The following is a 21,791-nucleotide window of genomic DNA, read 5'->3' on the forward strand; positions in this document are numbered from 1 at the left end:
CTAAATTCATGTGTGTAACGATGATCAGTGGATGGTCGGGTCAGCGAAACGCGACCGGCGTACAACCCAAAAATCCTCAGCCATGCGTGTGGACGGCGGCAGTGTGCCAGCCGTCACATCAACCGCGTACCGCTTTGATGAATGCCTGAATCTTTGCGTGATCCTTGATGCCCTTGCTCGCCTCTACCCCACCGCTGACGTCCACCGCGTAAGGCCGAACCCGGGCGATTGCCTCAGCCACGTTATCCGGCGTCAGGCCGCCAGCAAGGATGATCGGCTTGCTCAAGCCCTGCGGTATCAGAGACCAGTCGAACGCCTCACCGGTTCCGCCGGGAACACCTTCAACATAGGCATCGAGCAGGATACCGCTGGCACTTGGAAACGCATCGCATGCCGCCGCAATGTCATCGCCGGCCTTGACCCGCAGCGCCTTGATGTACGGACGGTGCCAGCCTTCGCAGTCGGCCGCGGTTTCGTCGCCATGGAACTGCAACAGGTCCAGCGGCACGGCGTCGAGCAGTTCGCCCAACTCGCAGCGGCTGGTGTTGACGAACAAGCCCACAGTGGTCACGAACGGCGGCAGCAACTTGATAATGTCGCGTGCCTGCTGAAACGTTACCGCCCGCGGGCTCTTGGCATAAAACACAAACCCGATGGCATCCGCCCCGGCTTCGACCGCTGCCAACGCATCTTCTATGCGGGTGATCCCACAAATCTTGCTGCGAACGGCTGACATGTCGATAAAACCTCAGGGCAAATCCGAGAAAGTCCCGGATGGTAACAAATGCGTTCGAGGGCGTCAGCCGTCAAGTTCAGAGAAGCCGGTGAGGAAGTGTGGGCCAATGTAACGCTCAGGCAATTGGAACTCGTCGCGATACTCGACCTGCACCAGATACAGGCCGAACGGATGCGCCGTCACCCCGCCAGAACGCCGGATACGGCTCTCCAGCACTTCCTTCATCCACTCCACCGGGCGCTCGCCGGCACCGATGGTCATCAATACGCCGGCGATGTTGCGCACCATGTGGTGCAGGAAGGCACTGGCGCGAATATCCAGCACGATCATCTTGCCGTGGCGTGTGACCCGCAGGTGATGAAGCTCCTTGATCGGCGACTTGGCCTGGCACTGACCGGCGCGGAAAGCGCTGAAATCATGGGTGCCGACCAGATACTGGGCGGCTTCGGCCATGCGCTCGACGTCGAGCGGACGGTGGTTCCAGGTGATTTCCTCGTTCAAATGTGCCGGGCGGATCTGATCGTTGTAGATCACGTAGCGATAACGCCGGGCGATGGCTTTGAAGCGCGCATGAAAATGCGCCGGCATGACCTTGGCCCAGCTGACGCTGACGTCGTGGGGCAAGTTGATATTGGCGCCCATGACCCAGGCCTTCATCGAACGCTCGACCTGCGTATCGAAATGCACCACCTGGCCGCAGGCATGCACGCCGGCGTCCGTGCGCCCGGCGCAGAGCAGTGAAACCGGTGAGTCGGCGACTTTGGACAAGGCCTTTTCGAGGGTTTCCTGCACGGTGAGCACGCCAGAGGCCTGGCGCTGCCAGCCGCGATAACGCGAGCCTTTGTATTCAACGCCCAGCGCGATCCGGAAAAAGCCGTCGGCCGCCAGTTCGGCGGCCGGGTTATCTATATTTGCCAAGGAGTAACAGCCTGCTGATGTGCGCAAAGGCGGGCATTATAAGGCCGTGGCACCGGGATGCCAGTGCAACAGTCGATGCGGTGTTGAATGTGACACCCCTTCGCGAGCAAGCCCGCTCCCACAAGGATCGTGACGCCGCACTATTTGTGTCTGACACTAATCCCTGTGGGAGCGGGCTTGCTCGCGAAGACGCCCTGACAGGCACCATCGAACATTCGGGAAACGAAAAAAAAACGGCAGCCTCAATGGGCTGCCGTTCTGTTTACTGCCTACCGACTACTCAAGCCAGATGCGAAAGCATCTCCTTGGCTTCGCTCTTCTGGCCAGCATTCCCCTCGGCCACCACCTCATTGAGGATGTCCCGAGCGCCGTCGTTGTCGCCCATGTCGATGTAGGCCTGGGCCAGATCGAGCTTGGTGGCGACTTCATCGGTGCCGGAGAGGAAGTCGAAATCCGGCTCGTCCGCCGCCGAAGCCATTGCGTCTTCTGCGGTAAAGGTCGGCTCACCCATGCTCTGGGACAGACGATCCAGCTCGGCGTTGACGTCTTCCAGCTCCGCTGCAAAGGCGTCCGGAACATCAGGTTCGGCCGGTGTCGCGTCCATTTCATCAGCCAGCGACAAGTCGAAATCGGCGGGCAATTCCAGATCATCCTGCGGAACTTCAGGTTTCGCAGGCTCAACAGGCAAGTCCTTCACGCCCTCGTCGAGATCGAGCAGGAAGTCGTCTTCCGCGAGGATTGCCGGCGATGGGTCTGCGCCCAGATCCATGTCCAGATCGAAGTCCGACAGGTCGTCGAGGTTTTCCTTGATTTCGGTCTGTTCCTTCAACACCGACTCAAAGCTCAGGTCGTCGTCGAGCGGGAATTCTTCAAGGTCAGCGACAGATTCCGGTTCTGGTTCAACCACCGCTGGAGAAGCGGCTTCCAGATCATCCAGGCTCAAGTCGAAGGCACTGTCCAAGTCATCGGCCGGTGCTTGCGGCTCGTCGAGGAGCAGGTCCTTGACGTACTGCGCGTCCAGCTCGGCGGCGATGGCGGCAGCGGCGAGACCACCCGCCGCCGCAATGGCCATGGCCGGGAAGCGGGTTTTAAGCTTCTCGACCTGGGCAAAGTTGTCACCGTTGGCCACCAACTGGCGCTCCTGGGCGACAAATGCATCGCGATCGCCCTGCTGGCCGTAGACTTCCATCAGTTTCAGGCGCAGGTCGCTGCGTTGTGGTTCTTGCTTGATGCCGTCCTCGAGCAACGCGGCTGCCTGGTTCAAACGACCGGCGGCAATGTGCGACTGAGCCTTGGTCAGTACGTCGTCGTCGCGGTCGGCTGCTGGCGATACCAGTGGCGCAGCGATCGGCGTCGTCATTACGTCCGGGACAGGGGCTGGCGCAGGGGGTGGCGTAGGTATCGGCGCAGGAGCGAGCGTCACGCTCGGCGGCGGAACTTCAAGGCCTTCGAAGCTGCTTTCCGGCAGGTCCTGCTCGACAGAGAATTCCTTCTCTTCTTCCAGGGCACGCGCCATGCGCAGGTGTTTCTCGGCTTCTTGCTGAGCCTTGCGGCGACGTGCCAGCAACAGCAGCAACAGCAACAGAACCACTGCACCGCCGCCCACCAGCCCCAGCAGGACCGGATTGGTCAGCAGCTCGTTGAATTTCTGGTCTTCGGAGGCGACTGGCGTCGGCTCGACCGCGGGTTCAGCGGGCACTGGCGCTGGAGCAGCTTCAGGTGCCGCTGCCTCTGGAGCAGGCGCAACCGGAGCAGGTGCCACTTCCGTCGGCGTTGCCGCAGGGTTGGCAGCCAACTCGACAGACATTGCCGGAGCGGTCGCCGCAGCAGCCGGCGCTTCCGCCGCGCCTTCAGCCTGCAACTTGGCCAATTGATTGTTCTTCAGCTCGATCAGGCGCTGCAGCTTGTCCATCTGACTTTGCAGATCGGTGATGCGGCTTTTCAGTTCGGCATTGTCACGACGGGTCGTGTCGAGGCTTTCCTGGGTGACGGCCAGTTTGTTGCCCAAGGCTTTGGTATCACCGGCGGCGCCTTTGCCACGGCCTTTGCCGGTGTCGGCAGAAACCAGGCTCAGGTTGTCTTTCGCCGCTTGCGTCGGAGCAGCGTCAGCGCGGCCACGCTTGGTGGCATCGAGTTGCTGCTGCCCGGTGGCGGGCTTCGCCACATATCGACGCCCCTGGCGCCACGCGGTGTTCTGTGCCGCGACCTCAGCGATTGCCTTGGGTTGCGGCAGGTTGGTGCTCTGCGCCTGATCGGGCATGCGCAGCACCTGACCGGTTTTCAGCCGGTTGATGTTGCCGTCGATAAAGGCATCGGGGTTCAACGCCTGGATAGCCAGCATGGTTTGCTGGACCGACCCGCCATTACGCGCCTTCGCGGCGATTTCCCACAGGGTATCGCGCGGCGTGGTGGTGTATTGGGCCGGCGGGGTAGCACCGGTGACCGGCGCAGTGACCGCTTGGGTCGGCGCAGGCTGCGCAGCCGCTTCAGCGGTCTGCGGGGAGAATTTGGACGGATCGAGCAGCACGCTGTAATCGCGCAGCAGACGACCGTTGGGCCACATTACCTGAACCAGGAATTTCACCATCGGTTCGGACAGTGGTTTGCTGGACGTTACACGCAGGATGCTTTTACCGCTGGCGTTGAGCACGGGCGTGAAGGTCAGGTCGTTAAGAAACGCCTGGCGATCAACACCGGCCTTGGCGAAATCTTCCGGCGAAGCCAGGCTCGGCACCACTTCCGCGGCGGTGAGGTCCTTGACGTCGAGCAGCTCGATTTCCGCCACCAGAGGTTGGTTCAGCGTCGACTTCAGGGTCAATTCCCCGAGCCCGAGGGCATGCGCCATACCGGAGGACAGCGCCGAGGCGGCCGCTATTGCTAACACCAGTTTGCGAACTTGAACCATAGCCTCATCCTTTGTTTGAACATTCCTCGGCCAGCGAGAAGGTGTTGATAGCCGCTGCCGTAAGGCATTGCGCGCGGCGACGAAGGGTCGTCACGCGCGATCGTTTCATTAATGCCCCGGAAAGCCCCGCAGGGTGGCTCGCCATCAGCAATCCGGCCAAGCATAGCGCTCGGCAGGACTCATTCGAAAAATTGTTGCCAAGTATCTTTTACAGCAGGTCTTTTATCAACAATTCAGCCACCTGCACAGCATTGAGCGCGGCGCCTTTACGTACGTTATCTGACGTCAGCCACAAATTAAGTTCCGACGGGTCGTCAATACCCTGGCGAACCCGACCAACATAGACCACGTCCTGCCCTACCGCATCGCCCACCGCCGTCGGGTAATCGCCGGCTTCCACCAGTTCGATACCCGGTGCGTCTTCCAGCGCCGCGTTGACTTTCGCCAGGTCCACAGCGCTCGCTGACTGCAAGGTCACGCTAAAGCTATCGCCAAAAAACACCGGGGCTTGAATGCAAGTGACGGAAATCTTTAATAAAGGCAGCGCCATGACCTGACGCAGCTCACGCACCAGGCGTTTTTCCAGCAGCGTGTGACCCTGTTCATCAGGCTTGCCGACCTGGGCCAGCAGGTTGAAGGCCATTTGCCGATCGAAGAAGGTTGGCTCCAGCGGGCGCACGTTGAGCAGCTCCGCGGTTTGCCGGGCCAGCTCGGTCACGGCTTCGCGGCCTTGGGCGGAGACGGCCAGGCTGGCGGTCAGGTTGATGCGTTGCAGGTCGAGCAAACCGAGCAACGGCGCCAGCACCACGGCCAGCGTGGTGGCCGACGGGCTTGGGCTGCTGACCTGGAACGGTTTTTTCAAACCGGCGAGTACCTGGGCGTTGGCTTCCGGCACGATTTGCGGTGCTTCATCCGCCGGCAGCGCGCCGGACAGGTCAATCAAGGAGCAACCGGCCGCACGGGCACGCGAGGCGAAACTCAGGGTCACCGCCGGGCCGGCCGCGAAGAACACCAGCTGGACTTTGCTGAAATCGAATTCATCGACTTCCCGCACCCGCACGTTCTTGCCGCGAAACGGCACCGAATGCCCGGCAGACTCGCTGCTGGCCAACAGGTGCAGGTTGCCGACCGGAAAGTCGCGCTCTTCGAGAATCTGCACGAGCGTTTCGCCGACAGTACCGGTGGCACCGATCACGGCAATATCAAAGGACTGGCTCATGGTTTTACCTCTGGCGAAACGGGGGGAGCGGCACTTTACCGGGTGGGGGGCATGCAGGCAATTCAGCCAGGGATTTGTGGTGGCTGTTCTGGCCTCTTCGCGGGCAAGCCTCGCTCCTACGGGTTTTGTGTCGGTCGCGAAATTTTGTAACGACCGCGATTCCTGTAGGAGCGAGGCTTGCCCGCGAAGAGGCCCTTCCTGACGAAACACCTTCCAAAAAAAACCCGCACCTCTTTCAAGGCGCGGGCTCTTTGTTTACTTCAATCGATTAACGCTCAAGCAGGATCCGTAGCATGCGGCGCAGCGGTTCGGCCGCGCCCCACAGCAACTGGTCGCCGACGGTGAACGCGCCGACGTACTGCGTGCCCATGTTCAGCTTGCGCAGACGGCCAACCGGTACGTTCAGGGTGCCGGTGACTTTCGTCGGGCTCAGTTCCTGAATACTGGCGTCACGGTTGTTCGGCACCAGTTTGACCCAAGGGTTGTGCTGGCTGATCAGCCCTTCGATGTCGGCGATCGGCACGTCTTTGTTCAGCTTGATGGTCAGCGCCTGGCTGTGGCAACGCATGGCGCCGATGCGCACGCAGATGCCATCGACCGGGATCGGGCTCTTGAAGCGACCGAGAATCTTGTTGGTCTCGGCCTGGGCCTTCCACTCTTCGCGGCTCTGACCGTTCGGCAGTTCCTTGTCGATCCACGGGATCAGGCTGCCGGCCAGCGGTACGCCGAAGTTTTCGGTCGGGTACGCGTCGCTGCGCATGGCTTCGGCGACACGGCGGTCGATGTCGAGGATCGCGCTGGCCGGGTCGGCCAGTTGATCGGCGACAGCGGCGTGGGTCGCGCCCATTTGCTTGATCAGTTCACGCATGTTCTGCGCGCCGGCACCGGAGGCCGCCTGATAAGTCATGGCGCTCATCCACTCGACCAGACCGGCTTCAAACAGACCGCCCAGGCCCATCAGCATCAGGCTGACTGTGCAGTTGCCGCCGATGTAGTTCTTGGTGCCCGCGTCGAGCTGCTGGTCGATGACCTTGCGGTTCACCGGATCCAGCACGATCACTGCGTCATCCTGCATGCGCAGGCTGGAAGCGGCGTCGATCCAGTAACCCTGCCAACCGGCTTCGCGCAGTTTCGGGAAGACTTCGCTGGTGTAGTCGCCACCCTGGCAGGTCAGAATCACGTCGAGGGTTTTCAGCTCTTCAATGCTGTAAGCGTCCTTGAGCGGAGCAATGTCCTTGCCCACGGACGGGCCTTGGCCACCGACATTGGAAGTGGTGAAAAACACCGGCTCAATAAGATCGAAATCCTGCTCTTCCAGCATCCGCTGCATGAGCACGGAACCGACCATACCGCGCCAACCGATCAGACCTACACGTTTCATCGCAACTACACCTTCTTTAAAAAGTGGGCCGCTGCTTTCAAGAGTGAAAGTGGCAGCGGGCCCGAGAGATTACAGATTCCGCAGCGCGGCGACTACTGCGTCACCCATTTCCTGCGTACCGACTTTAGTGCAACCGGCCGACCAGATGTCGCCCGTGCGCAGGCCCTGGTCCAGAACCAGACTGACGGCCTTCTCGATCGCGTCCGCCGCGCCCGACTGGTTGAAGCTGTAACGCAGCATCATCGACACCGACAAAATGGTCGCCAACGGGTTGGCAATGCCCTTGCCGGCGATGTCCGGCGCCGAACCGTGGCACGGCTCGTACATGCCCTTGTTGTTGGTATCCAGCGACGCCGACGGCAGCATGCCGATGGAACCGGTGAGCATCGATGCCTGGTCGGACAGAATGTCGCCGAACATATTCTCGGTCACGATCACGTCGAATTGCTTCGGCGCACGCACCAGTTGCATGGCGGCGTTGTCGACGTACATGTGGCTCAGTTCGACTTCCGGATAATCCTTGGCCACTTGCTCGACGATTTCACGCCACAGTTGGCTGGAGGCAAGCACGTTGGCCTTGTCCACCGAGCACAGCTTCTTGCCGCGCACCATGGCCATGTCGAAACCGACACGGGCGATGCGGCGGATTTCGCTTTCGCTGTACGGCAGCGTGTCGTAGGCCTGACGCTCGCCGCTTTCCAGGGTGCGAACGCCGCGTGGCGCGCCGAAGTAGATGCCACCGGTCAGCTCACGGACGATCAGGATATCCAGGCCCGCCACGATTTCTGGCTTGAGGCTCGAGGCCTCGGCCAGTTGCGGGTAGAGGATCGCCGGGCGCAGGTTGCCGAACAGACCCAGTTGCGCACGAATCTTCAGCAGGCCGCGTTCAGGGCGGATGTCACGCTCGATGGTGTCCCATTTCGGGCCGCCCACGGCGCCCAACAGCACAGCGTCGGCCACGCGTGCACGGTCCAGGGTTTCGTCGGCCAGTGGCACACCGTGCTTGTCGATGGCGGCGCCGCCGATCACGTCGTGGCTCAGTTCGAAGCCCAGGCTGTACTTGTCGTTGGCCAGCTCCAGCACCTTGACCGCTTCGGCCATGATTTCCGGGCCAATACCGTCACCTGGGAGAATCAGAATCTGCTTGCTCATGCTTTCCTCATGTCATCAGTCGGTGTGCCCTTGGGCACACCCGGAAAAATTCTATCGTTCGGCAATCAGTACCAGCACATCTGTACTGAACGAACCATCGGCCTCAATCTCAAAATATTCGCGCACTTCATTGCCCATCGACTGCTGCAACTCGAGGATGGCCGCGCGCATTACCTCGGGTGTACGCATGCGCTCGACCCAGGACGTGTACTCCAGACGCAGCCGCTGACGCGTGGTGCTGCGGGTATGCAACCCTGCTTCGCTGACCTGACGCAACCACTCGCCGGCGGAATAATCGCGCACATGGCTGGTGTCGCGCAGCACTTCGACGCTCTGCAGGTAAGTGTCAAACAGCGGACTGCCCGGTGACAACACGTCGACGAACGCCGCCACGCCGCCCGGTTTCAGCACCCGGCGGACTTCGCGCAGGGCCAGGCCGAGATCGCTCCAATGGTGCGCCGAATAACGGCTGAAGACGAAGTCGAACTCGCCATCGGCAAACGGCAGGCGCTCGGCGGCACCGTTGACAGTGGTCACATTGCTCAAACCACGGTCGACGGCGGCTGCGGCGACCACGTCGAGCATCTGCTGGGACAGGTCGTAGGCCACGACTTCCTTGACCAGCGACGCCACGTGAAAACTCACGTGACCGGCGCCGCACCCCAGGTCCAGCACTCGTGCATTGCCCTGCCCGGCCAGTTCAGCCTGTAGCAGCGCGAACTCGGTGCCTTGAGCGTGTACGGCGCTGCTCAGGTAGGCGGCGGCCTGTTCACCGAATTGCTTTTGGACTACCTGGCTGTGCTGGGCGGAGCTGGTCATGGGGACTTCCTTTTGGGGTGAGTCTTGGGGTGTCTGGGCGGACCTCTTCGCGGGCAAGCCTCGCTCCTACAGGGGGTCATATTTCAACCGTAGGAGCGAGGCTTGCCCGCGAAGTCGTCATCACGCCTTACGCAAAATCAAGCGTCGCGAAACAACCAAGGCTGGCTCGCCCGGTGCTTGGCTTCAAACGTCGCAATCGCCTCGTGGTCCATCAAGGTCAGACCAATATCGTCCAGGCCATTGAGCAGGCAATGCTTGCGGAACGCGTCGATTTCGAAGCGCAGCACCTTGCCATCTGGACGGGTCACGGTCTGGGCTTGCAGATCAACCTGCAACTGATAGCCAGGATTCGCTTCAACCTGCTCGAACAACTCATCCACTTCAGCATCGCTCAAGATGATCGGCAGCAAGCCGTTCTTGAAGCTGTTGTTGAAGAAGATGTCGGCGTAGCTCGGCGCGATGATGCTGCGGAAACCGTATTCTTCCAGCGCCCACGGCGCGTGTTCACGGCTGGAGCCGCAACCGAAGTTCTCGCGGGCCAGCAACACGCTGGCGCCTTGATAACGCTCGGCGTTGAGGACGAAGTCCTTGTTCAGCGGGCGCTTGGAGTTGTCCTGATACGGCTGCCCCACATCCAGGTAGCGCCATTCATCGAACAGGTTCGGGCCGAAACCCGTGCGCTTGATCGACTTCAAGAACTGCTTCGGGATGATCTGGTCGGTGTCGACGTTGGCACGATCCAAAGGCGCGACGAGACCAGTGTGCTGGGTAAAAGCTTTCATGCTGCGCTCCTTAGATCAATTCACGGACGTCGACGAAACGACCGTTCACAGCGGCGGCGGCGGCCATGGCCGGGCTCACGAGGTGGGTACGACCACCGGCGCCCTGACGGCCTTCGAAGTTGCGGTTGGAGGTCGAGGCGCAATGCTCACCCGACTCCAAACGGTCCGGGTTCATCGCCAGGCACATCGAGCAACCCGGCTCACGCCATTCGAAACCGGCGTCGAGGAAAATCTTGTCCAGGCCTTCCGATTCAGCCTGAGCCTTCACCAGACCCGAGCCCGGCACCACAATGGCCTGCTTGATGGTCGAAGCGACTTTGCGGCCCTTGGCGATCACGGCGGCAGCACGCAAATCTTCGATCCGCGAGTTGGTGCAGGAACCGATGAACACGCGGTCCAGCTGGATATCGGTGATCGCCTGATTGGCGGTCAAACCCATGTATTTCAAAGCGCGTTCGATAGAGCCACGTTTGACCAGGTCCATTTCCTTCGCAGGATCGGGAACATTCTGATCCACGGCCAACACCATCTCGGGCGAAGTGCCCCAGCTGACTTGCGGCTTGATCTGGGTCGCGTCGAGTTCGACGATGGTGTCGAATTGGGCGTCTTTATCAGTCACCAGGTCTTTCCAGGCTTCGACAGCCAAGTCCCACTCCGCGCCTTTCGGGGCGAATGGACGGCCCTTCACGTAGGCCACGGTTTTTTCGTCAGCCGCCACCAGGCCTACGCGAGCGCCGGCTTCGATGGACATGTTGCAAATGGTCATGCGGCCTTCGACCGACAGATCGCGAATCGCGCTGCCAGCGAACTCGATGGCATGGCCGTTACCGCCGGCGGTGCCGATCTTGCCAATCACGGCGAGGACGATGTCCTTGGCGGTCACGCCGAACGGCAATTTGCCTTCGACCGACACCAGCATATTCTTCATTTTCTTGGCGACCAGGCACTGGGTGGCGAGCACGTGCTCGACCTCGGAGGTGCCGATACCGTGAGCCAGCGCGCCAAACGCGCCGTGGGTCGAGGTGTGGGAGTCGCCGCAGACCACGGTCATGCCCGGCAAGGTTGCACCCTGCTCCGGGCCGATGACATGGACGATGCCTTGGCGAACGTCGTTCATCTTGAACTCGACGATGCCGTATTCATCACAGTTGTCGTCGAGGGTCTGAACCTGCAAACGCGAGACCTGGTCGGCAATGGCTTCGATGCCGCCCTTGCGCTCCGGGGTGGTCGGTACGTTGTGGTCCGGGGTCGCGATGTTGGCATCGATGCGCCACGGCTTGCGCCCGGCCAGACGCAGGCCTTCAAAGGCTTGCGGCGAGGTCACTTCGTGGATGATGTGACGATCGATGTAGATCAAGGCAGAGCCATCGTCGCGCTGCTTGACCAAGTGCGAATCCCAGAGCTTGTCGTAGAGCGTTTTGCCGGCCATCAGACGTTTTCCTCATCAGCTTGTTTCTATGCCCCGGGCTTTGAACGTTTCAATAACCCTTTGGCTTGTGAGGTCGATCCTAGGGGGTTACATTAAATAACTCAAATTCATATTTTTTATGCTTTGGATAACCAACTGGAATACCGCAATGGACCTCGCCAACCTCAATGCCTTTATCGCGATTGCCGAGACCGGAAGCTTCTCCGGCGCGGGCGAACGGCTGCACCTGACGCAACCGGCGATCAGCAAGCGCATCGCCGGGCTTGAGCAGCAATTGAAGGTGCGGCTGTTCGATCGCCTGGGCCGTGAAGTCGGCCTTACCGAGGCCGGTCGCGCCCTGTTGCCGCGGGCTTATCAGATTCTCAATGTGCTGGATGACACCCGCCGCGCCTTGACCAATCTGACCGGCGAAGTGACCGGGCGCCTGACGCTGGCCACCAGTCACCACATTGGTCTGCACCGTTTGCCGCCCTTATTAAGGGAATTCACCCGGCGCTACCCACAAGTGGCGCTGGATATTCAGTTCCTCGATTCGGAAGTGGCCTACGAAGAAATCCTCCATGGCCGCGCGGAACTGGCCGTCATCACCCTCGCGCCGGAGCCCCACGCACTGGTCAAGGCCACGCCGGTGTGGGATGACCCGCTGGATTTCGTGGTCGCCCCGGAGCATTCACTGGTCAGCAACGGAGCGGTCAGCCTCGCGGACATTGCCCTGCATCCGGCGGTGTTCCCTGGCAGCAACACCTTTACTCACCACATCGTCCATCGGCTGTTCGAAGCCCAAGGCCTCACGCCGAACATCGCCATGAGCACGAATTATCTGGAAACCATCAAGATGATGGTCTCGATCGGCCTGGCCTGGAGTGTTCTGCCACGCACGATGCTCGATGATCAAGTTGCGCGAATACCTTTGCCGGGCATACAACTGACTCGCCAGCTAGGCTATATCTTGCACACCGAACGGACGCTGTCGAACGCGGCACGGGCCTTCATGGCCTTGCTGGATGCACAAATCGATCTGCCAGGGACTCAAGGCTAACGTGCGCTACCGCCATCGAGCCGCGAACCCCTGTGCCTAACGCCCAATTCAGCCCAAGGCCTGCCAATGCCGAAATCTGTTGACCGTATTCCGCCGATGCCCCGTATTCAGGCGCTTGACCCGAAACGGTCCGAGCAGAGCTGGGAAAGTGCGCCGCAGTTGCTGGCCGCCCTTAACGGCGCGCGCCTGGGCGCCTGGTATTGGGACATCGAACGCGGTCAGATCAGCTGGTCGCGGGGCACCCAGGCGTTGTTCGGCTTCGATCCCCGGCAACCGTTGCCGGCCGATCTGGAATACCTCGACTTGTTGCCCCCGGAGGATCGGGCCAAAACCATCCGCGCGTTCCACGCGGTGATTGCCGGCGCCCCGCTGGAACAGGCGATGCACCACCGCATCCGCTGGCCCGACGGCAGCCTGCACTGGCTGGAGATCAACGGCAGCCTGCTGCCGGACAAGCACGGCCGGCCACGGATGATTGGGGTGATTCGCGAAATCACCCACCAGCGCCAGCGCGAACAGGCGCTGAGCAGCTCGGAAAAGCGTTTCGCCACGCTGTTTCACCTGTGCCCGAACATGGTGTTGCTGACCCGCCAGGAAGACGGCCTGATTACCGAAGCCAACCAGTATTTCGAAAGCCTGTTCGGCTGGCCGGTGCAGGACGCCATTGGCCGAACCACTGTCGAACTGGGCCTTTGGGTGCATCCGGAACAACGCGAGGTGCTGGTCAAGGCGACCAAGGCCAAGGGCGAACTGACCAGCATGGAGGTGCAGTTTCGCGCCAGCAACGGCCAGATCCACGACGGCATCCTCAGCGCCCAGAAAGTCGAACTCGAGGGCCAGCCGTACCTGCTCTCCACCTTCCTCGACACCACGGAACGCAAAGCCGCCGAACACGCGCTGAAAGACAGTCAGGAACGCCTCGACCTGGCGCTGGATTCGGCGCAACTCGGCACTTGGGACTGGCACATTCCCAGCGGCATGCTTTACGGCTCGGCCCGGGCCGCGCAATTGCACGGGCTGGAGGCCAAACCCTTCCATGAGTCCTTCGACGCGTTTTTCGAAGGTGTACCCGACGAAGAACGCGGCTCCATGCGCGACGCTTATCGCAGCCTGCGCGAAGGGCCGGCCGGCAATTATCAGCTGACCTATCGCGTGCAGCTCCCGGACGGCAGTTCACGCTACCTGGAAAGTCGCGCCCGCCTCTACCGCGATGAAAACGGCGCGCCGCTGCGCATGGCCGGCACCTTGCTGGACATCACCGATCAAGTGGAGCGCGAACAACGGCTGGTGGCCTCCGAAGAGAAGTTCGCCACGCTGTTTCAGGTCAGTCCGGACCCGATCTGCGTCACGCGCCAGGACACCGGCCAATTCATCGAGATCAACTCCAGCTTCACCCAGACCTTTGGCTGGAGCGCCGCCGAAGTGATTGATCGCAGCGCCGACGAAATCGGCCTGTGGGACGCGTCGGCGAAAAGCCTGCAACGGATCGAACAAGTCATCCGCGAACAGGGACTGAACAATGTCGCGATCGTCGCCCAGCATAAAGACGGGCAATCCCTGACCTGCGTGATTTCCAGCCGACAGATCAGCGTGGGCGACCAGCCATGCATCGTCACGACCCTGCGCGACATTACCCAACAGCAGCGTTCCGAAGCAGCACTGAAGGCCAGCGAAGAAAAGTTCGCCAAGGCGTTCCACTCAAGCCCTGATGCGATCACCATCACCGAGCGCGATACCGGGCGCTACCTGGAGGTCAACGATGGTTTCTGCCGCCTGACCGGCTACCGCGCCGACGAAGTGGTCGGCCGCACGGTGTATCAGGTCGGCATCTGGGCCGAAGAGAAACAACGCTCGGCACTGCTGGCCGAGATACAACTCAAGGGCCGCGTGCACCATCAGGAAATGCTCGGCCGCAATAAGCGTGGCGAGTTGCTGACCGTCGAAGTTTCGGTGGAGCCGATCACCCTCAACGAAACCGCGTGCCTGCTGCTGACCGCCCGGGACGTCAGCCTGTTGAAAAATGCCGAAGCGCAGATCCGTCATCTGGCCTACCACGACCCGCTGACCAACCTGCCGAACCGTGCACTGTTGATGGATCGCCTGAGCCAGCAGATCGCCCTGCTCAAGCGCCACAACCTGCGCGGCGCGCTGCTGTTCCTCGACCTCGATCACTTCAAGCACATCAACGATTCCCTCGGTCATCCGGTGGGCGACACGGTATTGAAAATCATCACGGCACGCCTTGAAGCCAGCGTGCGCATGGAAGACACCGTCGCGCGCCTGGGGGGCGATGAATTCGTGGTGCTGCTCAGCGGCCTCGAGGGCTCGCGCAACGAAGTCAGCGCCCAGGTCAGTGACCTGGCCGACACCTTGCGCGAACTGCTGTCGGAGCCGATGTTCCTCGATGGCCAGCGCCTGCAAGTGACGCCGAGCATCGGCATCGCACTGATTCCTGACCATGGCTCGACCCCGACCGATCTGCTCAAACGCGCCGACATTGCGCTTTACCGCGCCAAGGACTCGGGCCGCAACACCGCGCAGATGTATCACAACACCATGCAGAAGGCGGCCAGCGAGCGCTTGCGCATGGAAACCGATTTGCGCCTGGCGCTTTCCCGGGGCGAGTTTCATGTGCATTACCAGCCCCAAGTCGACGCCCGGGGCAACCGCATTGTTGGGGCCGAGGCGCTGGTGCGCTGGGACCACCCGGAACTCGGCCCGCAATCGCCCACCGAATTCATCAAGGTGCTGGAGGACAGCGGGCTGATTCTGGAAGTCGGCACCTGGATCATCGACGAAGCCTGTGGCGCCTTCAAAAAACTGGTTGCCAAAGGCTTGGTGAACCCGCTCAGCTTCAGCCTCTGCGTAAACATCAGTCCAAGACAATTTCGTCAAAACGATTTCGTCGAACGCATCGAACACAGCCTCAACAGCCACGGCCTGCCCTGCTCGCTGCTGAAACTGGAAATCACCGAAGGCATCGTCATCCAGAACCTGGAAGACACCATCAACAAAATGCGGCGCCTGAAAAAACTCGGCGTGAGCTTTGCGATGGACGACTTCGGCACCGGTTATTCCTCGCTGACCTACCTCAAGCGTCTGCCGGTCGACACGCTGAAAATCGACCAGTCGTTCATCCGCGACGCCACCACCGACCCCAACGACGCCGAAATCATCCGCGCCATCGTGGCCATGGCCCGCAGCCTGGAACTGAAAGTGATCGCCGAAGGAGTGGAAACACCGGAGCAACTGGAGTTTTTACAGGGGCTGGGCTGCCATTTTTATCAGGGGTATTTGCACAGTCGGCCGTTGCCGGTGGAGGAGTTTCAGAAACTCCTCAAATGACGGGTACAAAAAAAGGGCGCCAAATGGCGCCCTTCTTATTGCTCTGATTTATTACTGCAGAGCGGTTTTTTGCGTCCCGTTGATCGGGATGCGTTTGGCTTTCGCCTCTTCCGGAATGACCCGCAACAGGTCGATGCTCAACAAACCGTTGCTCAGGCCGGCGGCCTTGATTTCGATATGGTCCGCCAGACGGAAGGACAGTTTGAAGGCACGCTGTGCGATGCCCTGGTACAGATAGGTGACGTCTTCGTTCACGTCACGCTTGCCGCCACTGATGGTCAGCACACCTTTTTCCACTTGCAGTTCCAGGTCTTCTTCCTGGAATCCGGCGGCCGCTATGACGATGCGGTATCGGTCGTCGCCGTGTTTTTCCACGTTGTAGGGTGGGTAAGTGCTGCCTGGCTCGTTGCGCAGGGCGGTTTCGAACAGGTCGTTAAAACGGTCGAAACCCACTGAGGAACGGAACAGTGGCGCCATCGAAAATGCAGTACTCATGATTCAAATCTCCTGAAAACATATCAGCAAGTTTTTTTGTCTCCGCGACCCGAATTCGGCATCGCGTAATCCCTAGATAGGGATCGCCGATTGCTTTTCAAGAGATTATTTTCAGATTTTTTTAGAATTTTCTTAGGCCGCTTCGGCCACCTGCAGCCCCAGCAAACGCGAGACTTGATCCAGTTCGGTTTCCCGGCGAAGGACGGTGAACAGCTCAACCGCTTCAGGATAATTGCGTGTCAGCATCGCCAGCCACTGCTTCAAACGGCCCGGCGATTGGCGTGCGGTCATCTGCGCCTTGGCTTGCAGCCAGAAGTCCTGAATCAGCGGCAGCAACTCTGCCCAGGTCATCTCGACCACGTCTTCACCGGCCCGCGCCGCGGCGATTTGCCGGGCCAGGTCCGGGCGCGACACCAGGCCGCGACCGAGCATGATGTCTTCCACGCCGCTGATTTCGCGGCAACGGCGCCAGTCTTCGACGCTCCAGATGTCGCCATTGGCGAACACCGGAATCTTGACCACTTCCTGCACCCGGGGGATCCATTCCCAATGAGCAGGCGGCTTGTAACCGTCGGTTTTGGTCCGCGCGTGAACCACGATGTGCGCCGCGCCGCCTTCGGCCAGCGCTGTTGCGCAGACCAGCGAACCGTCCGGGCTGTCGAAGCCCAGACGCATCTTTGCGGTGACCGGAATGTGCGCAGGCACGGCGCGGCGCACGTGTTCAACGATCTGGTTGAGCAGTTCAGGTTCTTTCAGCAGGACGGCGCCGCCACGGGACTTGTTGACGGTCTTGGCCGGGCAGCCGAAGTTCAGGTCGATGACCTCGGAACCCAATTCGCAGGCCAGCGCGGCATTTTCAGCCAGGCACACAGGGTCGGAACCGAGCAACTGCACCCGCAACGGAACGCCGGACGCGGTACGGGCACCGGTCAGCAATTCCGGGCCGAACTTGTGGTAATAGGCAGGCGTGAGCAGTTGATCGTTGATCCGAATGAATTCGGTCACGCACCAATCGATACCGCCCACACGGGTCAGCACGTCCCGCAGGATGTTGTCGACCAACCCCTCCATGGGCGCCAAAGCAATTTGCATGAAAAACACACTCGACGAAAAACGTGCGGCAGTTTACTGGTTTCAGGGCGCAGAAGGTATTTCGTCTGACCGGGCGCCTTCGCGGGCAAGCCTCGCTCCTACAGGTTCAATGATCCCCGTAGGAGCGAGGCTTGCCCGCGAAGGCATCAATTAAATCGTGACTTGCAACGCCGGGCCGTAGCCTTCGATGAATTCGGCGGGCATGCGTTTGGGCTTGCCGGTGGACAGTTCGATGCAGACGAAGGTGGTTTGCGCGCGCAGCAACGTGGTGTTGTCGCTGGGGCGCTTCAACTGGAAGTGGCGGGTCATTTTCAGGCGTTGATCCCAATCGACAATCCAGGTTGCCAATTGCAACTCGTCGCCCTCATAGGCTGCGGCCAGGTAATCGATCTCGTGCCGCACCACCGCCATCGCCCGATCCAGCCGACGGTACTCGACCAGATCCAGGCCCAGCCGCTGAGAGTGGCGCCAGGCACAGCGTTCGAGCCAGGTCACGTACACCGCGTTGTTCGCGTGCCCCAGCCCGTCGATGTCCTCGGCGCCGACTTCCAGATCAATGATAAATGGCGTTGCCCGATCCCAGCCCATGCCCCACTCCCGGTCAGATGATTTCGACCGGGGCAGTGTAACGGATGCTCAGGCCGATTGGCGCGATTGCAGGCTGCGACCGGCCAGCAGTGATAGCACGCCATCAATCACCCGAGGATCCGCCAGCACCCGTTGATGACCACCCTCTTCCAGACGTAACAGACGGCTGTCGAACCAGGCCTCGTTAATCAACTGGGATTCCTTGACCGGGACGAAGTTGTCATCTTCGGCATGGACGATCAGGCCAGGCATGTCGAGCTGATAGTGCGCAACATCCAGTGTTGCTGCGCGCATGCCGACGTCTTTCTCGACCTGACGAATGAACGCCGAACGCGCTTTCGGCGGCAGCCGCACATAACGGGCAAAGCCACGCAACACGCCGAGAATCCGCGCCGGCGCGGCGATGGTGACCAGGGTTTCGGTGCGCAAGCCCAACTGCACGGCGAGCATCGCACTGGCGCCGCCCATGGAGTGACCGATGACCGCTTGCAGCGGCGGCAACTCGGCAGCCGCTTCGAGCATGGCCCTGGCAAACAGCACGACATTCGCTTCGCTGCCCGGTGAGCGACCATGCGCCGGACCGTCCAGCGCAACCACGGTGTAGCCGGCATCGACCAGCGCCGTGATGAGGCTCGCAAACTGCGTCGGCCGGCCTTCCCAGCCGTGCATCAATAACACGGCCGGACCTTGCCCCCAACGCAGAGCTGAGAGACCGAAGCGCAAGGTGATCCGTTCGGATTTGGCCAGCAGCGGCAATTCCCAATCACGCGGAGGAAAATCCCGCGGCGTCATGAACGCCAGTCGCATTTTGCTCGCCACCAGTTTCGGTGCGAACCAGCCCAAGGTGCCATTAACGCCACGAACCCACTTCAACGTGCTCATCGCTCTCACTCCTCAGGCCAGCGCCTTCAGGTCATAGCACCGCCGACTTGGCGGCGCGCAGCAATCGATCGGACAACTCGCCTGGCCCCAGCGCCCGTGCCAGAGCCAGACCACCGACCATCAGGGCCATGTCGGCCAGGGCTTTGTCGGTGTCTTCCGGGCTGGCCGCCAACTGCGCGACCATCATTTCCACATGTTCATTCAGTGCCACGCGAAACGCGTCCGGCAGGCGCCCCAGCTCACCGACAGACGCCGGGATCGGGCACGCCGAATCAGAGGAATCACGGTGTTTGCGTGACAGGTAAAACGCGGCAACCAACGCGCGACGCTCTTCGCCGGTCAACTCGGCGTCCATGTCGGCGATCAAGCCACGGCGGTGACCGAGCAGTTGCTTGAACGCTTCCAGCATCATTGCGTCCTTGCTTTCGAAGTGCGCGTAGAAGCCGCCAACCGTCAGGCCGGCTGCGCCCATCACTTCGCCCACGCTCGGTTCGGCCGGGCCGCGCTGAATCAGCGCTGCGCTGGCGGCCTTGAGAATGCGTTCGCGGGTTTGAGCTTTTTTATCGTTCATCGTTGCCTCCGAATATTACGACTAGAATATTATTCTCATAATAATTTTCCGCAAGTCGTGGATGTGACCGCTGGTCTGAAGAACAGTTTGAAAGAAATGGGGGATTTGGCCAAACGCCAGACAAACAAAAGGGCCATTCAATAATTGAATGACCCTTATAAAATCCCGCAGAGCGGGTAATCGTGGCGTCCCCTAGGGGACTCGAACCCCTGTTACCGCCGTGAAAGGGCGGTGTCCTAGGCCACTAGACGAAGGGGACGCAAAACCTTCTATACAACTGATCAGTGCTGAGAGCTGATCGATTCAAGGCCGGTGTGGCCAGACCTTGAACTGTAAAATTGGTGGAGCTAAACGGGATCGAACCGTTGACCTCTTGCATGCCATGCAAGCGCTCTCCCAGCTGAGCTATAGCCCCGGATTTTTCGCCTCGCGGCGGAGCGACATCTTACAACATCGCTTCTGTAAAACTGGCGTCCCCTAGGGGACTCGAACCCCTGTTACCGCCGTGAAAGGGCGGTGTCCTAGGCCACTAGACGAAGGGGACGCAAACCCTTCTATACAACAGATCAACGCTGAGTGTTGATCGCTTCAAGGCCGGTGTGGCCAGACCTTGAAGTGTAAATTGGTGGAGCTAGACGGGATCGAACCGTCGACCTCTTGCATGCCATGCAAGCGCTCTCCCAGCTGAGCTATAGCCCCTCATCGCTGAGGACGGGGCGAATCTTAATGGCGCATCGAAAGGCTGTCAAACTTATTTTCAACAAATTTCAAAATTTTTTGTCGCCATAACAATCACTTACCGCCCTCCCCCCGGAAAAACGGGGTATACGTGGATCTGTAGGAGCCAGGCTTGCCGGCGAATAGGACGCCTCGGTGTATCTGGCACACCGCGTCATCGTTCTTCGCGAGCAAGCAACGCTCCTACAGGACCGTGTTTATCAGGCGATGTTGCCCAGGAGTTTTTCCCACTCCTTGTTTTCCTTCTTCGACACGCCGCCCAGCAGGTCGATGGCCTGGCGCAGACGGAAACGGGTCAGGTCCGGGCCGAGGATTTCCATCGCATCCAGCACCGACACCGAGCTGGCCTGACCCGTGATCGCGGCGAACATCAGCGGCATGGCGTCACGCAGCTTCAACTCGAGGGATTCGACCACGGCTTGAATCGTCGCGGTGATGCTGTCTTTTTCCCACTGACGCAGGCTTTCCAGCTTCCACAGGATCAGTTGCATCAGCTGACGCACCTGGTCGCCCGAGAGCTTCTTCGATTCGAAGAGCTTGGCGTCCGGGTTCACGCCACCGGCAAAGAAGAAACCGGCCAGCGGTGCAACCTGGCTGAACGTCTCGACGCGGCCCTGCACGTGCGGTGCGATTTTCATCATGTATTCGGGGTTCAGCGCCCAGGTTTGCAAGCGCGAAGCGAACTCTTCCACCGGCAGATCACGCAACCATTGGCCGTTGAGCCACGACAGCTTCTCGATGTCGAAAATCGGCCCGCCGAGAGAGACACGGCTCAGGTCAAAGTGATCGACCATTTCCTGCAGCGAGAACTTCTCGCGCTCGTCCGGCATCGACCAGCCCATGCGGCCGAGGTAGTTGAGCATCGCTTCCGGCATGAAGCCCATGCGCTCGTAGAACGTCACCGAGGTCGGGTTCTTGCGCTTGGACAGCTTGCTCTTGTCCGGGTTACGCAGCAGCGGCATGTAGCACAGCTCCGGTTGTTCCCAGCCGAAGTACTCGTAAAGCAGGATCAGTTTCGGTGCCGATGGCAGCCACTCTTCGCCGCGCAGCACGTGGGTGATGCCCATCAGGTGGTCATCGACCACGTTGGCCAGGAAGTACGTCGGCAGGCCGTCGGTCTTCATCAGCACTTGCATGTCCATGCGATCCCACGGGATCTCAACGTCGCCACGCAACATGTCCGGCACCACGCAAACGCCTTCGCTCGGCACTTTCATGCGGATCACATGCGGTTCGCCACCAGCCAGGCGGCGCGCGACTTCTTCTTTGGAGAGCAACAGCGCACGGCCGTCGTAACGAGGGGTTTCGCCGCGAGCCATTTGCTCGGCGCGCATCTGGTCCAGCTCTTCGGCGGTGCAGAAGCACGGGAAGGCATGGCCCATTTCGACCAGCTGCTGGCAGTACTTCTGATAGATGTCGCCGCGCTCGCTTTGACGATACGGGCCGTGCGGGCCGCCAACGTCCGGGCCTTCGCTCCAGTCGATGCCCAACCAGCGCAAGGCGTCGAAAATCTGCTGCTCGGACTCGCGGGTCGAGCGCAACTGGTCGGTGTCTTCGATCCGCAGGATGAACTCACCGCCGTGCTGCTTGGCAAAGCAGTAGTTGAACAAAGCGATGTAAGCGGTACCTACGTGGGGGTCCCCGGTAGGCGATGGCGCGATGCGCGTGCGGACGGTGGTCATGGCAAGTCTCGAAATGAA

17 protein-coding genes and 4 tRNA genes are annotated in these 21,791 nt (G+C 60.6%); 2 read left to right on the forward strand and 19 right to left on the reverse strand.

The window, feature by feature from the left end; translation table 11 throughout:
• Nucleotides 1-118 precede the first annotated feature (118 nt).
• The 9 genes from ACA049_RS20555 to leuC form a co-directional block, all read right to left on the reverse strand.
• On the reverse strand, nt 119-736 hold the full coding sequence (locus ACA049_RS20555; RefSeq protein ID WP_497329370.1) for a phosphoribosylanthranilate isomerase: 618 nt from the start codon (nt 734-736) through the stop codon (nt 119-121).
• Between the two features lie 63 nt (nt 737-799).
• Nucleotides 800-1,654 (reverse strand): tRNA pseudouridine(38-40) synthase TruA, encoded by an 855-nt coding sequence (gene truA, locus ACA049_RS20560; protein WP_497329372.1) that lies wholly within the window; start codon nt 1,652-1,654, stop codon nt 800-802.
• A 280-nt stretch (nt 1,655-1,934) separates the two neighbouring features.
• Complete coding sequence (locus ACA049_RS20565; RefSeq protein WP_497329374.1) at nt 1,935-4,559, reverse strand: FimV/HubP family polar landmark protein; 2,625 nt, start codon at nt 4,557-4,559, stop codon at nt 1,935-1,937.
• A 208-nt stretch (nt 4,560-4,767) separates the two neighbouring features.
• Nucleotides 4,768-5,778 (reverse strand): aspartate-semialdehyde dehydrogenase, encoded by a 1,011-nt coding sequence (locus ACA049_RS20570; RefSeq protein ID WP_497329376.1) that lies wholly within the window; start codon nt 5,776-5,778, stop codon nt 4,768-4,770.
• 268 nt (nt 5,779-6,046) lie between these two features.
• Nucleotides 6,047-7,159: an aspartate-semialdehyde dehydrogenase gene (asd, locus tag ACA049_RS20575; protein WP_462026531.1), complete on the reverse strand. Its 1,113-nt coding sequence runs from the start codon at nt 7,157-7,159 to the stop codon at nt 6,047-6,049.
• Between the two features lie 69 nt (nt 7,160-7,228).
• Nucleotides 7,229-8,311, reverse strand: a complete 1,083-nt coding sequence (leuB, locus tag ACA049_RS20580; protein ID WP_497329378.1) for a 3-isopropylmalate dehydrogenase — start codon at nt 8,309-8,311, stop codon at nt 7,229-7,231.
• Between the two features lie 51 nt (nt 8,312-8,362).
• Nucleotides 8,363-9,130, reverse strand: coding sequence for a class I SAM-dependent methyltransferase (locus ACA049_RS20585; RefSeq protein ID WP_497329380.1), 768 nt, complete (start codon nt 9,128-9,130; stop codon nt 8,363-8,365).
• 137 nt (nt 9,131-9,267) lie between these two features.
• On the reverse strand, nt 9,268-9,912 hold the full coding sequence (gene leuD / locus ACA049_RS20590) for a 3-isopropylmalate dehydratase small subunit (RefSeq protein WP_497312498.1): 645 nt from the start codon (nt 9,910-9,912) through the stop codon (nt 9,268-9,270).
• A 10-nt stretch (nt 9,913-9,922) separates the two neighbouring features.
• Nucleotides 9,923-11,341: a 3-isopropylmalate dehydratase large subunit gene (leuC, locus tag ACA049_RS20595; protein WP_497329382.1), complete on the reverse strand. Its 1,419-nt coding sequence runs from the start codon at nt 11,339-11,341 to the stop codon at nt 9,923-9,925.
• A 148-nt stretch (nt 11,342-11,489) separates the two neighbouring features.
• Between leuC and ACA049_RS20600 the strand changes: the two genes are divergently transcribed.
• Together ACA049_RS20600 and ACA049_RS20605 are read left to right on the forward strand one after the other, a co-directional pair.
• A complete protein-coding gene (locus tag ACA049_RS20600) occupies nt 11,490-12,380 on the forward strand; it encodes a LysR family transcriptional regulator (protein WP_497329384.1) in 891 nt (296 codons plus the stop codon).
• Nucleotides 12,381-12,446: 66 nt separating this feature from the next.
• Nucleotides 12,447-15,725 carry a PAS domain S-box protein gene (locus ACA049_RS20605; RefSeq protein WP_497329386.1) on the forward strand — a complete coding sequence of 1,093 codons (3,279 nt, stop codon included), beginning with the start codon at nt 12,447-12,449 and terminating at the stop codon, nt 15,723-15,725.
• Between the two features lie 51 nt (nt 15,726-15,776).
• Here ACA049_RS20605 and ACA049_RS20610 read toward each other — a convergent pair whose 3' ends face one another.
• From ACA049_RS20610 to gltX, 10 genes are all read right to left on the reverse strand, one after another.
• Nucleotides 15,777-16,220, reverse strand: a complete 444-nt coding sequence (locus tag ACA049_RS20610; RefSeq protein WP_497329388.1) for an Hsp20 family protein — start codon at nt 16,218-16,220, stop codon at nt 15,777-15,779.
• Nucleotides 16,221-16,352: 132 nt separating this feature from the next.
• On the reverse strand, nt 16,353-17,312 hold the full coding sequence (locus ACA049_RS20615) for a tRNA dihydrouridine synthase (RefSeq protein ID WP_497329390.1): 960 nt from the start codon (nt 17,310-17,312) through the stop codon (nt 16,353-16,355).
• Between the two features lie 150 nt (nt 17,313-17,462).
• A complete protein-coding gene (locus ACA049_RS20620) occupies nt 17,463-17,900 on the reverse strand; it encodes an acyl-CoA thioesterase (RefSeq protein WP_497329392.1) in 438 nt (145 codons plus the stop codon).
• A 48-nt stretch (nt 17,901-17,948) separates the two neighbouring features.
• Nucleotides 17,949-18,782, reverse strand: a complete 834-nt coding sequence (locus tag ACA049_RS20625; protein ID WP_497329394.1) for an alpha/beta fold hydrolase — start codon at nt 18,780-18,782, stop codon at nt 17,949-17,951.
• 31 nt (nt 18,783-18,813) lie between these two features.
• On the reverse strand, nt 18,814-19,353 hold the full coding sequence (locus ACA049_RS20630; RefSeq protein ID WP_008151286.1) for a TetR/AcrR family transcriptional regulator: 540 nt from the start codon (nt 19,351-19,353) through the stop codon (nt 18,814-18,816).
• Between the two features lie 183 nt (nt 19,354-19,536).
• Nucleotides 19,537-19,612 (reverse strand) — tRNA-Glu (locus ACA049_RS20635).
• 80 nt (nt 19,613-19,692) lie between these two features.
• A tRNA-Ala gene (locus ACA049_RS20640) sits at nt 19,693-19,768 on the reverse strand.
• A gap of 53 nt (nt 19,769-19,821) precedes the next feature.
• Nucleotides 19,822-19,897: transfer RNA gene (locus ACA049_RS20645), tRNA-Glu, on the reverse strand.
• Between the two features lie 79 nt (nt 19,898-19,976).
• Nucleotides 19,977-20,052: transfer RNA gene (locus ACA049_RS20650), tRNA-Ala, on the reverse strand.
• A 239-nt stretch (nt 20,053-20,291) separates the two neighbouring features.
• Nucleotides 20,292-21,773: a glutamate--tRNA ligase gene (gltX, locus tag ACA049_RS20655; RefSeq protein WP_497329396.1), complete on the reverse strand. Its 1,482-nt coding sequence runs from the start codon at nt 21,771-21,773 to the stop codon at nt 20,292-20,294.
• Nucleotides 21,774-21,791 lie beyond the last annotated feature (18 nt).

This window comes from Pseudomonas sp. LBUM1662, from assembly GCF_059695915.1.